General features: G+C 51.0%; 18 protein-coding genes. 9 read left to right on the top strand and 9 right to left on the bottom strand.

Going from position 1 to position 15,717, the window contains the following annotated elements:
* Positions 1-4: 4 nt before the first annotated feature.
* Complete coding sequence (locus BC792_RS12205; RefSeq protein WP_148909297.1) at positions 5-1,816, top strand: glycoside hydrolase family 15 protein; 1,812 nt, start codon at positions 5-7, stop codon at positions 1,814-1,816.
* A 214-nt stretch (positions 1,817-2,030) separates the two neighbouring features.
* Here the strand turns inward: BC792_RS12205 and BC792_RS12200 are convergent, their stop codons facing one another.
* A complete protein-coding gene (locus BC792_RS12200) occupies positions 2,031-2,213 on the bottom strand; it encodes a hypothetical protein (protein WP_148909296.1) in 183 nt (60 codons plus the stop codon).
* A 287-nt stretch (positions 2,214-2,500) separates the two neighbouring features.
* On the opposite strand from BC792_RS12200, the gene BC792_RS12195 reads away from it, so the two are divergent.
* Both BC792_RS12195 and BC792_RS12190 read left to right on the top strand, forming a co-directional pair.
* Positions 2,501-2,749: a DUF7218 family protein gene (locus tag BC792_RS12195; RefSeq protein ID WP_148909295.1), complete on the top strand. Its 249-nt coding sequence runs from the start codon at positions 2,501-2,503 to the stop codon at positions 2,747-2,749.
* Between the two features lie 6 nt (positions 2,750-2,755).
* Positions 2,756-3,799 (top strand): DNA topoisomerase IB, encoded by a 1,044-nt coding sequence (locus BC792_RS12190; RefSeq protein ID WP_148909294.1) that lies wholly within the window; start codon positions 2,756-2,758, stop codon positions 3,797-3,799.
* Between the two features lie 71 nt (positions 3,800-3,870).
* Here BC792_RS12190 and BC792_RS12185 read toward each other — a convergent pair whose 3' ends face one another.
* The 6 genes from BC792_RS12185 to BC792_RS12160 form a co-directional block, all read right to left on the bottom strand.
* Complete coding sequence (locus BC792_RS12185; RefSeq protein ID WP_148909293.1) at positions 3,871-4,059, bottom strand: CsbD family protein; 189 nt, start codon at positions 4,057-4,059, stop codon at positions 3,871-3,873.
* A 78-nt stretch (positions 4,060-4,137) separates the two neighbouring features.
* A complete protein-coding gene (locus BC792_RS12180; RefSeq protein WP_148909292.1) occupies positions 4,138-4,383 on the bottom strand; it encodes a hypothetical protein in 246 nt (81 codons plus the stop codon).
* A gap of 5 nt (positions 4,384-4,388) precedes the next feature.
* Complete coding sequence (locus BC792_RS12175; RefSeq protein ID WP_148909291.1) at positions 4,389-4,961, bottom strand: DUF4142 domain-containing protein; 573 nt, start codon at positions 4,959-4,961, stop codon at positions 4,389-4,391.
* A gap of 77 nt (positions 4,962-5,038) precedes the next feature.
* Positions 5,039-5,281, bottom strand: coding sequence for a hypothetical protein (locus tag BC792_RS12170; RefSeq protein ID WP_148909290.1), 243 nt, complete (start codon positions 5,279-5,281; stop codon positions 5,039-5,041).
* Between the two features lie 86 nt (positions 5,282-5,367).
* Positions 5,368-5,898 (bottom strand): CinA family protein, encoded by a 531-nt coding sequence (locus BC792_RS12165; RefSeq protein WP_148909289.1) that lies wholly within the window; start codon positions 5,896-5,898, stop codon positions 5,368-5,370.
* A gap of 100 nt (positions 5,899-5,998) precedes the next feature.
* Positions 5,999-7,474, bottom strand: coding sequence for an MFS transporter (locus BC792_RS12160; RefSeq protein ID WP_148909288.1), 1,476 nt, complete (start codon positions 7,472-7,474; stop codon positions 5,999-6,001).
* Positions 7,475-7,743: 269 nt separating this feature from the next.
* Between BC792_RS12160 and BC792_RS12155 the strand changes: the two genes are divergently transcribed.
* From BC792_RS12155 to BC792_RS12130, 6 genes are read left to right on the top strand one after another with little or no spacing between them, the layout of a single operon-like run.
* Complete coding sequence (locus BC792_RS12155; protein WP_148909287.1) at positions 7,744-8,169, top strand: hypothetical protein; 426 nt, start codon at positions 7,744-7,746, stop codon at positions 8,167-8,169.
* 13 nt (positions 8,170-8,182) lie between these two features.
* Positions 8,183-9,136, top strand: a complete 954-nt coding sequence (locus BC792_RS12150; protein ID WP_148909286.1) for a glycosyltransferase — start codon at positions 8,183-8,185, stop codon at positions 9,134-9,136.
* A gap of 9 nt (positions 9,137-9,145) precedes the next feature.
* Positions 9,146-10,993, top strand: a complete 1,848-nt coding sequence (locus tag BC792_RS12145; RefSeq protein ID WP_148909285.1) for a glycosyltransferase — start codon at positions 9,146-9,148, stop codon at positions 10,991-10,993.
* Complete coding sequence (locus BC792_RS12140) at positions 10,990-11,604, top strand: D-glycero-alpha-D-manno-heptose-1,7-bisphosphate 7-phosphatase (protein WP_148909284.1); 615 nt, start codon at positions 10,990-10,992, stop codon at positions 11,602-11,604. The genes BC792_RS12145 and BC792_RS12140 overlap by 4 nt, the downstream gene beginning before the upstream one ends.
* Positions 11,567-13,054, top strand: a complete 1,488-nt coding sequence (locus tag BC792_RS12135; protein ID WP_148909283.1) for a PfkB family carbohydrate kinase — start codon at positions 11,567-11,569, stop codon at positions 13,052-13,054. The genes BC792_RS12140 and BC792_RS12135 overlap by 38 nt, the downstream gene beginning before the upstream one ends.
* Positions 13,055-14,140: a glycosyltransferase family 9 protein gene (locus BC792_RS12130; RefSeq protein WP_148909282.1), complete on the top strand. Its 1,086-nt coding sequence runs from the start codon at positions 13,055-13,057 to the stop codon at positions 14,138-14,140. It abuts the gene before it with no gap.
* On the opposite strand, the gene BC792_RS12125 is transcribed toward BC792_RS12130, so the two are convergent.
* Together BC792_RS12125 and BC792_RS12120 are read right to left on the bottom strand one after the other, a co-directional pair.
* Positions 14,135-15,097: a glycosyltransferase family 9 protein gene (locus BC792_RS12125; RefSeq protein ID WP_148909281.1), complete on the bottom strand. Its 963-nt coding sequence runs from the start codon at positions 15,095-15,097 to the stop codon at positions 14,135-14,137. The genes BC792_RS12130 and BC792_RS12125 overlap by 6 nt on opposite strands.
* Positions 15,098-15,129: 32 nt before the next feature.
* Complete coding sequence (locus BC792_RS12120) at positions 15,130-15,630, bottom strand: hypothetical protein (RefSeq protein ID WP_148909280.1); 501 nt, start codon at positions 15,628-15,630, stop codon at positions 15,130-15,132.
* Positions 15,631-15,717: the final 87 nt, after the last annotated feature.

Here is a 15,717-nt window from a genome sequence, read left to right as displayed (position 1 = left end):
ACCCATGCAGACTACAAATAAGCACACATACAACAGTGGAATAATCGGAAACTGCGCCTACATAGCGCACGTCGAAAAAAACACAAATATCAGCTGGCTTTGCTGGCCCTCATTTCAGGACTCATTCGTATTCGGCGGACTGCTCGACAAAGGGCTCGGCGGAGAGTTTTCCATCCTCCCCAGTACGCCCATAAAAGAAAGCAATCAGTATTATCTGGAAAATACCAATATCCTTTGTACCGTCATCGACTCCGAAGAAGGCAGCTATCGGGTGACCGATTTCGCACCCCGGTTTGAGCAGTACGAACGCTACTTCAAACCACTGATGCTAATCCGGAAGATTGAACCCGTACGGGGAAACCCTAAAATACGGGTTACCTGTGAGCCTGTGTTAGATTACGGGCAGCGGACACTCGAAAAATTCCGAGGTAGCAACCATATACAGTTCGAGCGGTCCGACGTTAAAATGCGCCTGGCGACCAACATGCCTATCAGCCACTTTTTCGACGACCTCCCCTATGTGCTTAGCCACCCGGTGTACCTGGTGCTAACATACGGAAGCCCGTTCGAAGCACCTTTGCAGCGTACCGCAGAGGACTTCCTCTCGCGTACCAAAAGCTATTGGCAAAAGTGGGTAAAAAATGCATCTATCCCCCCTTTTTACCAACGTGAGGTTATACGCTCCGCCTTGGCTTTGAAGCTGCACCAGTACGAAGATACAGGCGCAATCATTGCCGCAAGCACGACGAGCCTGCCCGAGTTTCCCGGATCCGGAAGAAATTGGGACTACCGGTATTGCTGGTTACGCGATAGCTACTACGTATTGACCGCCCTAAGTCATATCGGCCATTTCGAAGAAATGGAAAAATATGCGGCGTACATTGCCAATATTACCCAGACAGACAGCGGTCGCCTTCAACCGCTATATGGAATCCTTGGCCAGCACAAGCTCGAAGAGCAGACCCTCGACTACCTTGAGGGCTATCTGGGAAATAAGCCGATACGGATCGGTAATCAAGCTTATGAACATATTCAAAACGACGTCTACGGTCAGGCGCTGATTGCCCTGCTCCCCCTCTTTACAGACCACCGGTTCAGACATCAGAACCTTGCGCTGACAAAGGATTGGACAACCTTTATTCTGGATAAAATCGAAGCAACCATCGACGAACCCGATGCGGGCATCTGGGAGTTCAGGAACTTCGAGAACCGCCATTGCTATTCCAACCTATTTCAGTGGGCGGGAGCCACCGCAGCACTTAAGATAGCCAAGCAGTACGGCCTGAGCGATATCGCCGATCGGGCTTTGCGCCTCCGTACCAAGGCAGCTGAACATATCGAAAGCTGCTACGACCAGGACAGAGGGGTATTCACCAATGCCACCGGAAGCGACAACCTGGATGCCTCCACACTACAGCTGATCATGATGAACTATCTTGATCCGTCCAGCCAGAGAGCAAGAAAACACCTGGAAGAGCTGGAGAAGGACCTAAAAGGCGAACACGGTTTATTTTACCGCTACCTGCACCGCGATGACTTTGGTAAGCCCAAAGCGACATTTCTAGTATGTGCGTTCTGGTATGTGGAAGCGCTGGCCTGCGTCGGAAGGCTCGACGAGGCTCAGGAAGTATTTAAGCAGCTTCTGTCCTTCGGCAACCATCTGATGCTTTTCAGCGAGGACGTGAATGACCAGGATGGCAGTCAATGGGGAAACTTCCCCCAGGCTTACAGCCATGTCGGCCTCGTTAATGCCGCATACCGCATAGCCATCAAACTGGATAGCCCTGCCTTCTTTGAAAGCCTGTACGAACAATAAAACCGAGGCGTCTGACGTACGTACAAACAATACTATCTTACAATGTCCGTAGAGTTCAACAGATACCCTACGGACTTTTTTTATCCCCGATAGCTACTCTTTCTTATCCGGTAAAAACGGGGCGGGGCTCCATGCTATGCATAGAACCCCGAGTACCTGCTTATCGACGCCGTGCCCTGACACACCCACGCCGGTCCGAATGAATCTGTATGTCCTAGAAAAAATAGATAAAATAAATAATCACCAAAATAGTCACGGCAACCAAGATGGTCCAGTGTATCGTTAGACCTGCCGGCTTGTCGTTGACTTCCTCCTTCGCAGGTTTCGGAACCTCCGTACGGGGTGTATCGTCTCGCTGTCCTTCTTCCGGATCGTAGATGTCTTTTGAATTTTCCATATCTCTTTATTTAATTAGTACTTCCGTTTTATCCCAACGCTCCACTGGCGGGGTATTTACTATAAAACGCCAATCATGGCGTACATGTTCGGCCCCATGCGAACAACAGGTATAAATAGCGTGCGGATAATGTTTTATACCTACTATTGAACACACCTGCGCACGGAAAAAGGACGAAAACGCGTGTTTCACTTAAAACGAATTTCCAGGCTACACGTTCTTTAGGTGAAGATACCAGATAATCCGATGTGCTACTGGTGCATTGTTTCACTTAAAATCATATGGTTATGGCTAAAAATCATGGCAAACAGATCAAGGATGATGCTAAATACGAGGCACTCCGCGAAAAAGGTATGAGCAAAGAAAAAGCGGCACGTATCTCGAACACTCCGGCTGCGGGCCGCAAGGGCGGGAAAGCGAGCGACCTCGACTACCTATCTAAAGATCAGCTTTTAGAAGAAGCAAAAAAAATCGGCATCAAAGGCCGTCATAAAATGAAGAAGTCCGAACTTATAGATGCCATCCGAAACCATTAACCACACATGGACGCCGAAGAGGTAGAATTAACCGCCATACAGGAAGCCGGCCTTCGCTATGTGAGCTGCGCCGGAAATGGATACCGCCGTTTAAACGACGGACAGGATGTCTATTATGCAGACCAGAATGGCACCCGCATCACCAACGAGCAGACGCTAAAACGGATCCGTTCACTCGTCATTCCCCCCGCCTGGCAAAACGTGTGGATATGTCCGTCGCCAAATGGCCACCTACAAGCTACCGGAATCGATGCCAAAGGTCGTAAACAGTATCGATACCATCCCAAATGGGCCCTGCTGCGGAGCGAGAAAAAGTTCACACAGCTGGTCGACTTCGGCAAACGTCTTCCATTGTTAAAAAATCGTATAAAAAAGGATCTCCGCAAGCGCACTTTCGACCGTGATAAAGTATGTGCCCTTGCCGTCGCGATCATGGGCGAAACCTCCTTCCGTGCGGGCAATCGTGCGTATGAAAAAGCCAATGGCTCGTATGGCCTCACTACTTTGCGGAATAAACATGCCAAGCAGGTCGACACCAACCGGATCTTCTTCAAGTTTATCGGCAAGAAAGGAGTACTGCAACAGACCTACCTAAAGGAAAAATCCCTGGTTAAATTGCTGATGCAGGTGAAGGAAATTCCCGGTCAGCGTCTGTTCCAGTACTACGACGCCGACGGCACGGTCAAACAGCTCGAATCAGGCGACATCAACAACTACTTAAAAGAAGCAATGTCGCTCGATGTTACCTGCAAAAATTTCCGGACATGGAACGGTTGCCTCCTCGCCCTGACGGGCATGGTCGAGATGCCGCTTCCTGCCACCCTGACGGAGCGGAAGAAAAATATGCTGCATGTCATCGACAAAGTTGCCCAAACATTGGGGAACACCAGGGCCGTAACCAAGAGCCACTACATCCACCCCTGCATCCTTAGCGAATATGAGCAACAGAATCTCGACAGCTGGATACGCTACCATCAAAAAAGAGGAACAGCGCCGAGCGCTACGCAGCTTACCAACCGGCTATTCCGAATTTTATGTAAAAAGGACTAAAAGAAAATGCCAACACAAAATTGGTTGGCATTCTCCGAACTGAATTATCGGACCATGTCGATCCACTCGCATCATTCTAAATTGTTCAGCCAGCTTTCGACTTCGTCTCGTGTCTTTCCGGTCTTCTTCTGCAATCTGCCAAGCAATTCATCTTCCTTCCCTTCAGCATATAGCAGATCATCATCTGTAAGATCGGCATATTCTTGTTTTACTTTTCCTTTTAGCTCGTTCCAACGGCCTTTCCAAGTTAATTCACTCATATTTCCTCCTTATTGTGTTCTATGCTAAGAACGATGTTAAACAATTATTTCATATGTACATATTGGCAGCGTCCTCTACTATTCCTTTCCGGTTTTTCCACTCGATTCACCTTCCCACTTAACTTCCTCCTTAGGACGGTCTGTCGGATCGTTGGGCATATCGTTCAGCTGCTCACCCTGTGGATCCACGCCAGCCTCAGCGTCAGCCGCTTTCGTCCGCTCCGTTTTCTCCACGACGCTTCCCAGTTCCTGATATGTATCGCCCTTTTTCTTCTTCTCTTTTTCGCCTAATCCGTTTACCTCGTTTTCTACTTTCGTTCCCATAATGTCTACTTTAAAGTTTTAACGGAGTCTACACGGGGCGACGTGGTCGGCCTGTCCGCAGTTCCGCCGGACACCGGCAGTGCTTTAGCCTGCTCCAAATGATTCTTTAGCGAAGGGATTTTCCCCGCCGCCCAGCTTCTAAGCTCCGGATCGTTCGACCCACGTGCCGCCTGCTCAAATAAAGCAATCGCGTCCTCGTGCGACTTAATCATCACCTCTTTGAAGGCTTTATTGAAATCGTTTCCAGATAATTCGCCCATTGACTTAAGAATGGCAGCATGACTCTCGTTCATGGCATCTGGTATAACAAGCTTCTTCGCTACCGCCGCCTTCTCCAATTCGTCGAGCACCTTTGCGTGATCGGTTACAAGCATCTGTCCAAACTGCTTAACGGCAGCGTCATCCGAGCGTTCCAGCGCCTGGCTGCCCGCGGCTACTTCAAATCTGTTCGAACTTACCGCCATGTCGACAAAACGCTGGTCCGTACTATCCGGTAACGTTTCCGTCTGTGCCTGCACTCCCAGCCGGCATGCAATTGCACATAGTACAATGATACTTCGCTTAATATATCTCCTCATCTTTCCTCCTTATTTTGATGTTAGCCAAAAGCGGAGACAGCCCCGACGGAACAGCCTCGCACTCTTCTGACAATGAATTAGTCGTGTCCCTGGGTTTTCACGATCTTATTATAAATTCCGAACAACAAGAACGGAGCTACCCATTGGCCTATGAACAATGCAGTATGCTTATGCCCCATACATTTCAATGTCGCTGACGCGGCCATAGCTGCAATTGCAGTACATAGATATACCTTAGAAGGCACCTGCGCTGTCTTGCTTTCGATTTCCTTGGTCATTTCGCCTTCCTTTGCATTGACGTTCTTTTCTAAATTTTCCATACGATGTCTGTTTTGATTAAACCATTTATTAACTATTACTACTGTTCCATTTTTTTTTTTCCAGGGACGCCTTCGTCGACGTCAGCCTAGGCTGCCACAACATTTGTCAGCCAACCGTATAGGTCGTCCAGGACGGCGTTACAGGTTGCAATAAAGATACCGCCGGCGTCGCCTGAAAACGCTTTTCGATAAATCACTTTTTCCTGATGGTATTGAAAAGCATAATATACTGTCCCTACCGGTCTGCGCTGTTTTTCGTTTGTGCTTTTAAATGCAAGCCCCGTAATGCTAACCAACACATCGGCCTCCGGGATGCGCTGCCGCAGCCCGTCCAGCATCCGCAGGGTAACGACAGCCGACTCGGCGCAATATTTTTTTATCTTAGACGGAGGGACAGACAAGAGGTAGTTCTTCGCTACGTCATCGTACGTCACCATCGATCCCAAAAAATAATCACCACTATGAACCTCCATCGCCCACAGGCTTCCGAGAAATCCCGCGGTCATGCTCTCGGCACACAGCAGTTTCAGACCGTGTTCTTTGAGAAATTCGCCACAGCGGTCCAACATTTCCGTATTAATATGTGCAGTTTGCAGCGGAGCCGTCATTGTTTGCATAATTCTTTTGATGTTTCCCAAATAGAAGAGCGTTTCGGCCAGGATCGTTGTACAAAATTTAAATACAGGTATTTAACCAGTTGCAAACCCGTATCTATTCTTAGGCTTTCACCCCCCCGTCCGTAGTTTTTCTGCGCAATATCGCCCTTATCTGGCTGTGCCAGGTCATGAGGTTGCCAATAATGAACGCCTCCTTCATATTGCTCTTGAAACGCGTCTTCATAATACGTTTCACCAGCATATGTCCAACCTCGCCGTTTTCCTTTATCCGGCCCAGCAGACGCAACGAGAAAAAGGCTAGAACAGCAGCAATGAGGAAAAGAAAGTTCCACTCATGAAGGTAAATCAGCTTCACTGCCTCCCGGATACCGGGGCTGATCCACTCGATGGTAATCCGCAGCTCGCGCACCGCAAAGAAGTCGGCGAGCCACCCCCCGACAATCGGCCCCATTGAAGAGAAAAAGGCCGTTACAATATTCTTGATCGATATATACACAACAGCATCGGTCTTCGGAGCAAGCTTCAGCCCAATATTCGTCAGGGCCAGGTTAATTCCCGCGGTCGACACGCCGGTAAACATATATAGCAGAAATAACAGCATAATGTTCAACGCGGTTCTGGAATAGATGCCCACAAAAATCCAACATAGAATACATAAAATATAAATAGGAGCCGCCAGGCTTATGATGCTTTTGTTACTATATTTGTCCGATAATTTGCCCCACAGCTGTATCGTCAGGACGCTAAATACCTGTCCGACCACGGTCAGCAGAATGACCGCAGTCATCGACAACCCTAAGCTTTTAAGCAGGAACACCGAGAAAAACGGAATAGCAAGATTAATGGCGAACACCCATGCTCCATTAAACCAAAGTAGCCGGCGGAAGTTGTCATCGCGCAAGGGAAGCTCCAGAAGTTTTAGCAGATTACCCGCAGTGAAGAACGACTGTGGCTCGGGTGCCTTTGAAAGAAAATAGGCCCCCAGCAAGCCGGTGATGCCCGCAACCAGAAAATAAATGCCATATAGATACGGAAGACGCTCCGGATTACCGCTGCCGACGGCGTCGACAATCCAGGCAACCGCCAGGCTCAACACGATATTGGTCGTCTGCATATACCGGCTTCGCTTTGAAAAATATCGTCCCAGCCGCTCTTCAGGAACCAGATCTTTTACCCACGAATTCCACCCCGCGCCGGCCAGCGAGCTAAACAGGTAATGAACGAACATCAACAACAGCAACATATGCACGCCGATGCCATCTCCTATATATAGCAGCAGCCCGACGAAGCACAGGGGTAGCCTCGCCAACATCAGCGAAAAAACAGTGATCACCCGCCTGTTGGGATATGCCCTGATAAGCATGACAGAGAAGACCTGCGTCAGATTCGTAAGCGTAGGAAAAGCCGCCAACAGACCGATCTGAAAGTTAGAGGCGCCCAACATAATGGCGAGCCCCACCAAGAAGGCGCCGCTCGTAAGACACACCACAACCTCCGAGCCCAGCCCATCCACGATGATCATCCGGAGCCCCCGCTCCACCTCTTCGCGCTGTAAGTGTAGTTTAGGTTTTAACATCTTTCATCTATCAACTTTCTCTGTTGAACGCCGCACAGAAAAAGTTGATTGCCAGCCGACAACAATCAAGTATTTCTACCGGTGCCCCAAAGTAGGACTCACGCCCGTGTTTATAGGACACCTTGAAAAAATACGGACAACATAAACACACAAACAGCTATCAAACAACGGATTACAGCATAAAATCGTATTAAAACTTGTTTTTAGGTATTTACCTATGGAACTATCCCCTTGGTGAGACCGTTCTTTTGGCACATAAATAAAGAACTATGAAAATAACAAACAACACAGCGAATGACAGACGAGGTCCGATCATCGCATTTGCCTTGATAGAACCCTTCCCAGACATGCCGGGTCATTACAACAATACGAATGATTCCGTTGGCGAAGGACAGCCCGAAGAAGAGCCGCTTCCCGACGCCGGTGAACGTGTAGAAAACCTGCCACCGGACAGACCCGAGGTCGACCCGATCGAAAGAGAAACCCCGGACATCGACGAAATCGAAGAGAATGAGCCTATAGAACAGCCCGAAACTGACCCCTTGGAAGCGCCCACGCCCGATATCGACGAGATAGACCCCGACAGCGACATCGACATCAACAGATCCACAACACAGGAAACGAAAATAGACCGCGATCCGGTCGTGCAGCCGGGAACAGATCCGATGAAAACCGACAACTCTCAAATTATCTAGCTAAGGAGCAACAATGCAAGGACAACAAAGACTACGGATTTTCACTTGGCACATACATGGTGCCTACCTCTATTACCTTTCATTAGGCAATTACGACATATACATCCCCTACGACGAAAAGAAGAGCGACCGATATGTGGGCAGGGGCAATACGTATCCGTTCGGGCCAAATGTCATCGAGGTACCTGTTCAGGAAGTGCGAAATATGTCTTTCGACTTGATTCTCTACCAGTGCGACGAAAACTATTTAGAAGACCAGCAGCACATCCTGTCCGCAGAACAAAGGACGCTACCGCGTATCTACATAGAACATGATCCTCCACGGGGGCACCCTACCAATGAGGTGCACCCTGTTCAGGATCCCGCCGTAACCGTCGTCCATGTCACCCATTTCAACAAGCTGATGTGGGACACGGCTGTTCCCGACGTGCGCGTCATTAGTCATGGCGTCGCCACCGGTACGGAACGGTATAAAGGCACCATAAAAAAAGGAATCGTTGTCATCAACAACATAAAAAGACGTGGACGCCTTCTTGGCCACGACATCTTCGAGCGCGTGCGCGAAGCCGTCCCACTCGATATCGTCGGCATGGGGGCAGAAGAATACGGGATCGGTGAAGTGCTGCATCCCGATCTGCCAGCCTTTATCAGCCAGTACCGCTTTTTCTTTCACCCAATCCGCTACACGAGCTTAGGCCTTTCCGTGTGCGAAGCGATGATGATCGGCATGCCCGTCGTCGGGCTGGCGACCACCGAACTGACTACGGTGATCAAAAACGGCGAATCCGGATATATCCATACGGATATTGACTACCTGATAGATAAAATGCAGCTCCTGCTGCAGGTGCCCACCGTTGCGTACGACATCAGCAACGCGGCATACGAACGCGCGAAGGAGCTATTCGATATCCGCCGGTTTACGGCCGACTGGGAAAGACTATTTATAGAAAAAGTTAACACAAAATAAAGATATACTATGGAAAAGAGAATCGCTTTCATCAGTGACCATGCTTCCCCTCTAGCCACGATCGGTGGTGTGGACAGCGGGGGCCAAAACGTTTATGTAGCAGAGGTCGCCCGAAGCTTGGCGAATCAAGGCTTTCTGGTAGACATCTATACAAGACGCGAGAGCGGCGAGGTGGAAGAAACCGTAATCTTCGACGAGGGCGTGCGTGTCATCCACATTTCGGCAGGTCCTGAAACCGCTATCCCGAAAGAATTACTCTTTGACTACATGGACGAGTTTACGGCCAACATGCTGGACTATATCCACCGGTTCCAACTTGCCTACGACCTGGTACATGCCCATTTCTGGCTGTCGGGCATGGTAGCCATACGGCTAAAAAAACAGCTCGATGTCCCCTTTGTTATCACCTTTCACGCCCTCGGCGCCGTCCGCCAGATCCACCAAGGCAACGCAGACAAGTTTCCGGCGCAGCGCGTCGAAATTGAACGCGAAATCATGTGGCATGCAGAAAAAATTATCGCCGAATGTCCCAACGATATGAAAGACATGATCGAGCTGTACCGCGCTCCGCAAGATAAGATCGAGATCATCCCCTGCGGATACAATCCACAGGATTTCTATCCTATCGACAAACAAGAGGCTAAACGGGCACTGAGTCTCGACAGTTCCTATCGGTACATCTTGCAGCTGGGCCGTATTGTCCCCCGCAAAGGGATCGACAACGTCCTGGAAGCATTTGCCCGCATGCACCGGGAGATCCCCGATTTACGGCTCCTCATTGTTGGCGGCGACACCGCAGACATGGAGGTGGGACAGGAATTCCGACGTCTCAATTCCATATGCGCGAAGCACGATATCAGCAACAAAGTCATCTTCACCGGGCAGCAGCCGAGAGAGCAGCTCAAATATTACTATAGTGCCGCCGAGCTGTTTATAACAACACCATGGTATGAGCCTTTCGGCATTACGCCTTTAGAAGCGATGGCCTGTGGAACGCCGGTGATAGGATCAGACGTGGGCGGAATAGCCTATACGGTACGAAAGAACGAGACAGGCGATCTCGTATCACCGCGGCAACCGCAGCAACTGGCATCCAAGATGCTGTCGTTGCTACAGGACAGCCAACGTCTCGACGTCATGCGAAAAAAAGCGGTGCAACATGTGGAAGACCATTTTACATGGAAAATCGTCGGCGAGCAGATTGCCGACCTTTACGAACAGCTGATTCCCAAACGTATCGAGCAACGGGAACTACAACATCTCAAGTCGTACTTCCAACAGGCCTCGCAGGCATTTCTCCAGGCGGCAGAATCTCTTCCCGCACATATAGTGAAGGTATCAAATGAGATATGCCGCGTACTGACTGCGGGCGGGAAGATCCTCGTGTGCGGCAATGGCGGAAGCGCGGCTGAAAGCCAGCACTTTGTAGCCGAGCTGGTGGGCCGCTTCGAGATCCCTGAACGCCCCGCCTATCCGGTGTTATCGCTAAATACCGACACGTCGGTGCTGACGGCCTGGGCAAACGACTTCGGCTATGATACCGTCTTCCAGCGGCAGGTTCAGGCACTCGGGCAGCCGGGAGATATGCTTATCTGTCTCAGCACAAGCGGCAATTCGGCCAACATCGTGCAAGCGCTCAAGCAAGCTAATGACCAAGGTATGGTGACCGTCAACCTGCTGGGAAAAAACGGCGGACAAGCGGCTCAATTTGCCGACTACAATATCATTGTACCGTCAGCCCACACCGCCCGCATACAGGAGATTCACCTTCACCTTATCCATCAGCTGTGCTGGCTCGTGGAAAATAAAATGGAACAATCCAGAACCCAACAGGATGTTAAAAAGCTTATCGCATGAATACCCGTGGAAAATGCGTTTTCTTAGATAAAGACGGCACACTGATACACGACGTGCCGTACAACGTAGATATCGGCAAGATACGCTGTTACGACGATGTATACGGCCCCCTGCAGCGGCTTAGCGCTGCAGGCTACCAGCTTATCATTGTCAGCAACCAGGCCGGACTGGCGAAGCGCTATTTTACAGAGGCCGAACTTCATCGGGCGTTCGAACACCTGATAACCGTGCTGGGCAACGAGGGAATCGCCATATCAGGTTATTATTATTGTCCACACGCCGCGCCGGATGCGCCAGAAAAGGCGGCTTGTTTATGCCGGAAGCCGCAGCCCGGCTTGTTACTGCAGGCTGCGGAAGACCACCATATCGATCTGAGCCGGTCGTGGATGATCGGCGACATACTCGCCGACACCGGCGCCGGCCGCGCAGCGGGCTGCCGCACCATACTCCTGGATAGAAGCGGGCACGAACGAACGCTCCCCGCCTACCTTGATCCTGCCTTACGCCCTGACTACCTAGTAGACGACTTCCGGTCAGTGGACACCATCATTCAAAACACTAAACTAAACGACTATGAATGCACGTATAGACAACATTATTCAGCAGTTTAAAAGCAAGAAAGTCCTTGTACTCGGCGACTTTATGCTGGATGTTTACATCGATGGACAGTGCAGCCGGTTAGCGCCCGAGGCTAGCGTGCCTATTCTGGACGTCCAGAAACAGACGGCCTGCCTCGGAGGTGCCGGCAATGTCGTGTTTAATCTCCGTAAGCTGGGCGCCCGCGTCAACTACGTCACCATCCTTGGACAGGACGATTCGGCAAAGACCGCCATAGGTCTCCTACAGGATCAATGTCTGGACGGGCTGTTCATCCATTTTACGTCGCTCAGCCCGACACTGACAAAGACCCGCCTTCGCATGGATGGCCAATATATTTACCGGTTTGACCACGGCAAGAAAATCGTGGCAGACCCGCAGATCACGAAAGCCTACCTGGCCGACGTCCGCCGCGCCTACCAGGAGTCGGACGCTGTACTCATTGCCGACTACAACAAGGGAAGCATCAGCCCCGCCGTCCTCAAGCTCCTGATACAGCTGAAAAGCGAGGACAACAAAGTTTTCGCCGTAGATTGCAAAGACTACGAACGGTATAAAGCCTTGGAGCCGACCATGATCAAGCCCAACTATCAAGAAGCGCGAAACATCGTCCGTGAGGACGCAGAAGACGATCGCGTGCAGCAGGCGTCCCGCTGGAGCAGACAAATCTGGAAACGTTCAAATGCACAGCTTGTCGCGCTAAGCTTAGATAAAGATGGTGTCCTCCTGAGTCAGGAAGGGGCGCTCCTCTTCCATTATCCCGTCGAACAGATTGCCACAAAAAACGTCGCCGGCGCCGGCGATACGCTGCTCGCCGCCCTTCTCTTGTCGCACCTGAGCGGAGCTTCACCCTACGAAGCCGTGAGCATAGCCTGCACGGCAGCCAGCATCGGCATTCGCAAAACCGAGACTGCACATTGCACATTCCCCGAGCTTCAGTTCGGCATGCTCGAAACCAATGACAAAGTCTTAACGGATCTGGAAGACGTGTCGTGCGTGTCCGGAACGCTCCGCGCCCAGAAAAGAATAGTATTCACTAACGGCTGTTTCGACATATTCCACTCCGGACACGCCCACTATCTACGCCAGGCGAGGGAGCTCGGAGACGTGCTCATTGTGGGCATAAACACCGACGAAAGTGTGCGGCGCATCAAAGGAGCAAACCGGCCCGTCAACACGCTCGCAGACCGCATCGAAGTGCTGAAGCAGATGCAGTGTGTCGACTTCATAGTGCCATTTGGGAGTCAGGAGGACGACACACCCGTGCCTCTGATCGAAGCCGTACGCCCCCACATCTTTGTGAAAGGCGAGGACTATAAAGACCACAAACTGCCCGAGAGCGAACTGCTGGACAAACTCGGCACGGAAGTCCGCTTCATGCCGTACGTGCCCCACCAGTCCACCACCAAAATTATCGAACGGGTACAACAGAAAGATATGGTTCTATTAAAACGGATAAGCTAGATGAAAACATGGGAAGCATGCAAAAACCTGCTGGCCATACGACTGGATAACATGGGCGACGTCATCATGAGCAACGCTGCATTCCGTGAAATGAAGTTACATTACCCCGGAGCGAAGCTTACACTGCTGACATCCAGCGCAGCAGCGCCCATCGTCCCCTATCTCGAAACCGTCGACGACTGCGTGATCTTTGATGTACCGTGGGTTAAACTGGACGAAAGCGATCAGCCCGCAAGCGTTTTAAACCTCGTTGAAACGCTCAAAGGTAAACAGTTCGACGGTTGCATCATTTTTACTGTATACAGCCAGAGCAGTCTGCCGACGGCGTTGCTCGCTTACCTCGCCGGTATCCCGCTCCGTGCGGCCTATGCGCGCGAAAATCCCTATCACCTGCTTACCCATTGGATGCCTGATCCAGAACCCCTGTCGGAAATAAACCACCAAATTTATCGGGATCTCGCCTTACTGGAAAAAATCGGAATCACGCCCGACTTCGGACGTCTTCCGCACCTGGCACCCCTTGCTGCCCCCGAAACAGCACTGCCCGCGCACCTTGAAACGGCATCAAACGAACCTTACGTACTTGTCAATATGGATGTCTCCGAGGAAAAGCGCCGCTTTGATCCGCTGGCGATCAATACCGCCATCCGGGGGCTACTCAGCCGCGGCCAGCGTGTCCTGTTTACCGGACAGACGCCCAACAGCTACCTCGCTTCGTGTATCAACGATATCGACCACCCCCGTCTGATCAACGCCGTGGGACAAACCTCATTGCCCCAGCTATTGTATTTGGTTAACCATGCACAAGGCGTAATCACCGTAAACACGGGCGTGGCGCATATCGCCTGCGCCTACGACCGGCCGGTACTCGTGCTGTACGCAAAGACCAATCCGCAACACATCCCCTGGTCGTCAAATTGCGATTACATTATTTACGACATCCCCGCCGCCAGTAAAAGTAAAAACCAGATCATTCAATATGTCGACCAGACCCAATCCTTAGAAGACTATCCGCTACCGTCGGCCATCGATATACTCGAACGGTACGATCAATTGATCGAAAACGAAAAAGTGCAGACGCTATAATGCGAGCAATCGGTCCAGATCTTCGCAAAGGTCGGGCAACGCCAACGGAGAAGTGGCATCAAAGGTGTGGTGTATCCGCTGATTTTGAGGGCCCCATCGTTCTGGCTCACCATCCAGACTAAGGATCAGGCTCTTCGTCTCCAGCGCAGCTGCTATGTGCGAGATACCGGTGCAGTTGCTTACCAGCAGCTCCGCCTGTTGTACAACACAGCCCAACAGGCCCAAGCTCGTCCTTCCCGCCAGGTTGATCACGCTGCCTATCGGCAGCAGCTGTTGCATCTCCAGTGCGAGCGGTGCTTCCCCCGCCGTACCCGTCAACACAATCTGCAGGCCCCGTCGCAGAAGATGTTCTGCTAGGACCGCAAAATTGCGGAGCGGCCACTGCCGGTCGGTGCTACGGCTACCCACATGTACTATTGCGTACCGGTTAAGGCGGAACGTTCCCTTCAACGCCGAAAAATTGTCCCAGTCTGCGGGGAACAGCGGAAAGGCCATGCGGTGATCTTCCGGAGTCAGGGCGACGCCAAGATGCTTCACCAACTGCAGATGACGATCTACCTCGTGGAGCGTGTCAGGATACAGCAACCAGTCTTCGTCCACCTGATCGCTCTCCGGACAGAAGCCCACCAGCCGTTTCGAGCCCCACTGTGCCAAAAAGCTGTTGACGATCGTCCCATTGCCCTGCATCTGAACCAGCAGGTCGAACTCCATACTCCGAATGTGTTTGACGAACGCTTCTGTCTTCGCCTCATCATAAGGCTGCTCCGGCAAACCGCGATATCCGGGAAAGTCAATGTATACATCTATAAAAGCATAACGTTGTAACAAAGGACGCATCGTCGGTAGCCCCACATAAAACAAGGTCGCTCCCGGTAGTGCTCTTTTCAACGTACGGATGGCGGGTATGGCACACAGTATGTCCCCCAACTGCAGCGCACGAAAGACGGCTATTTTCATTTCTAGTTTTATATCTTTTAACGGCGGCTTATTTACTTCTGCTCAAGACGCTTACGGAGGGAGTGCAGCTCTGACCGCTGATTATACAGGTCCGGCAAAGCCACGAACGAGAAGTAACAGATATCCTCCCACTCCTGAGCTTCTAAAATCTCTTCGTATAGCGCTATGGATGTGTCGATGTTTTCCTCGCATAGTTTCAGGCTCGTCATACCAAAAGACGTGCCGTCGGTCCGTAAGCGGTTTTCTAGGCGCGACCACAGCTCATCAAAATCCCGTTCGGTCAGACCCATCGGGCGCCCCGCACAAACGTGCAGAAAGTCCGGATGCGTCTGAATGTAATAGTCCTTAATGCGTTGGCACATCAACAGAATCGCCGAATCCTTAGCGTTGGAAGCGATAAACTCCGCCAACGCCAGTCCCTCCGTGCGAAGCATGACAAGCTGTTCTACCACAGCTTGCTCCTTCTCTCTTTTTCCCACACCACAAGAAGAGAAAAACAACAAACAGATCCATACTAACGCTCTAAAAACCATACTTCCGTTTTGTATAATGAACAGCCATTCCTTTATTTCGTTTTCAGAATCCCTACACTCCAACGCCACGAACATGGCCGTAGGGTG

Origin of the sequence: Sphingobacterium allocomposti, from assembly GCF_008124885.1 — a bacterium.
Taxonomy (GTDB): Bacteria; Bacteroidota; Bacteroidia; order Sphingobacteriales; family Sphingobacteriaceae; genus Sphingobacterium; species Sphingobacterium allocomposti.
Note: the sequence above shows the minus strand (reverse complement) of the source record. Positions and strands in the feature narration are given on the sequence as shown.

What these genes read in the sequence shown, in the direction of transcription:
- BC792_RS12140 (WP_148909284.1), top strand. Translation starts at nt 10,990, where the DNA reads ATGAATACCCGTGGAAAATGCGTTTTCTTAGATAAAGACGGCACACTG.
- BC792_RS12160 (WP_148909288.1), bottom strand. Translation starts at nt 7,474, where the DNA reads ATGTTAAAACCTAAACTACACTTACAGCGCGAAGAGGTGGAGCGGGGG.
- BC792_RS12195 (WP_148909295.1), top strand. Translation starts at nt 2,501, where the DNA reads ATGGCTAAAAATCATGGCAAACAGATCAAGGATGATGCTAAATACGAG.
- BC792_RS12135 (WP_148909283.1), top strand. Translation starts at nt 11,567, where the DNA reads ATGAATGCACGTATAGACAACATTATTCAGCAGTTTAAAAGCAAGAAA.
- BC792_RS12125 (WP_148909281.1), bottom strand. Translation starts at nt 15,097, where the DNA reads ATGAAAATAGCCGTCTTTCGTGCGCTGCAGTTGGGGGACATACTGTGT.
- BC792_RS12155 (WP_148909287.1), top strand. Translation starts at nt 7,744, where the DNA reads ATGAAAATAACAAACAACACAGCGAATGACAGACGAGGTCCGATCATC.
- BC792_RS12200 (WP_148909296.1), bottom strand. Translation starts at nt 2,213, where the DNA reads ATGGAAAATTCAAAAGACATCTACGATCCGGAAGAAGGACAGCGAGAC.
- BC792_RS12145 (WP_148909285.1), top strand. Translation starts at nt 9,146, where the DNA reads ATGGAAAAGAGAATCGCTTTCATCAGTGACCATGCTTCCCCTCTAGCC.
- BC792_RS12130 (WP_148909282.1), top strand. Translation starts at nt 13,055, where the DNA reads ATGAAAACATGGGAAGCATGCAAAAACCTGCTGGCCATACGACTGGAT.
- BC792_RS12175 (WP_148909291.1), bottom strand. Translation starts at nt 4,961, where the DNA reads ATGAGGAGATATATTAAGCGAAGTATCATTGTACTATGTGCAATTGCA.
- BC792_RS12170 (WP_148909290.1), bottom strand. Translation starts at nt 5,281, where the DNA reads ATGGAAAATTTAGAAAAGAACGTCAATGCAAAGGAAGGCGAAATGACC.
- BC792_RS12205 (WP_148909297.1), top strand. Translation starts at nt 5, where the DNA reads ATGCAGACTACAAATAAGCACACATACAACAGTGGAATAATCGGAAAC.
- BC792_RS12120 (WP_148909280.1), bottom strand. Translation starts at nt 15,630, where the DNA reads ATGGTTTTTAGAGCGTTAGTATGGATCTGTTTGTTGTTTTTCTCTTCT.
- BC792_RS12150 (WP_148909286.1), top strand. Translation starts at nt 8,183, where the DNA reads ATGCAAGGACAACAAAGACTACGGATTTTCACTTGGCACATACATGGT.
- BC792_RS12185 (WP_148909293.1), bottom strand. Translation starts at nt 4,059, where the DNA reads ATGAGTGAATTAACTTGGAAAGGCCGTTGGAACGAGCTAAAAGGAAAA.
- BC792_RS12180 (WP_148909292.1), bottom strand. Translation starts at nt 4,383, where the DNA reads ATGGGAACGAAAGTAGAAAACGAGGTAAACGGATTAGGCGAAAAAGAG.
- BC792_RS12165 (WP_148909289.1), bottom strand. Translation starts at nt 5,898, where the DNA reads ATGCAAACAATGACGGCTCCGCTGCAAACTGCACATATTAATACGGAA.
- BC792_RS12190 (WP_148909294.1), top strand. Translation starts at nt 2,756, where the DNA reads ATGGACGCCGAAGAGGTAGAATTAACCGCCATACAGGAAGCCGGCCTT.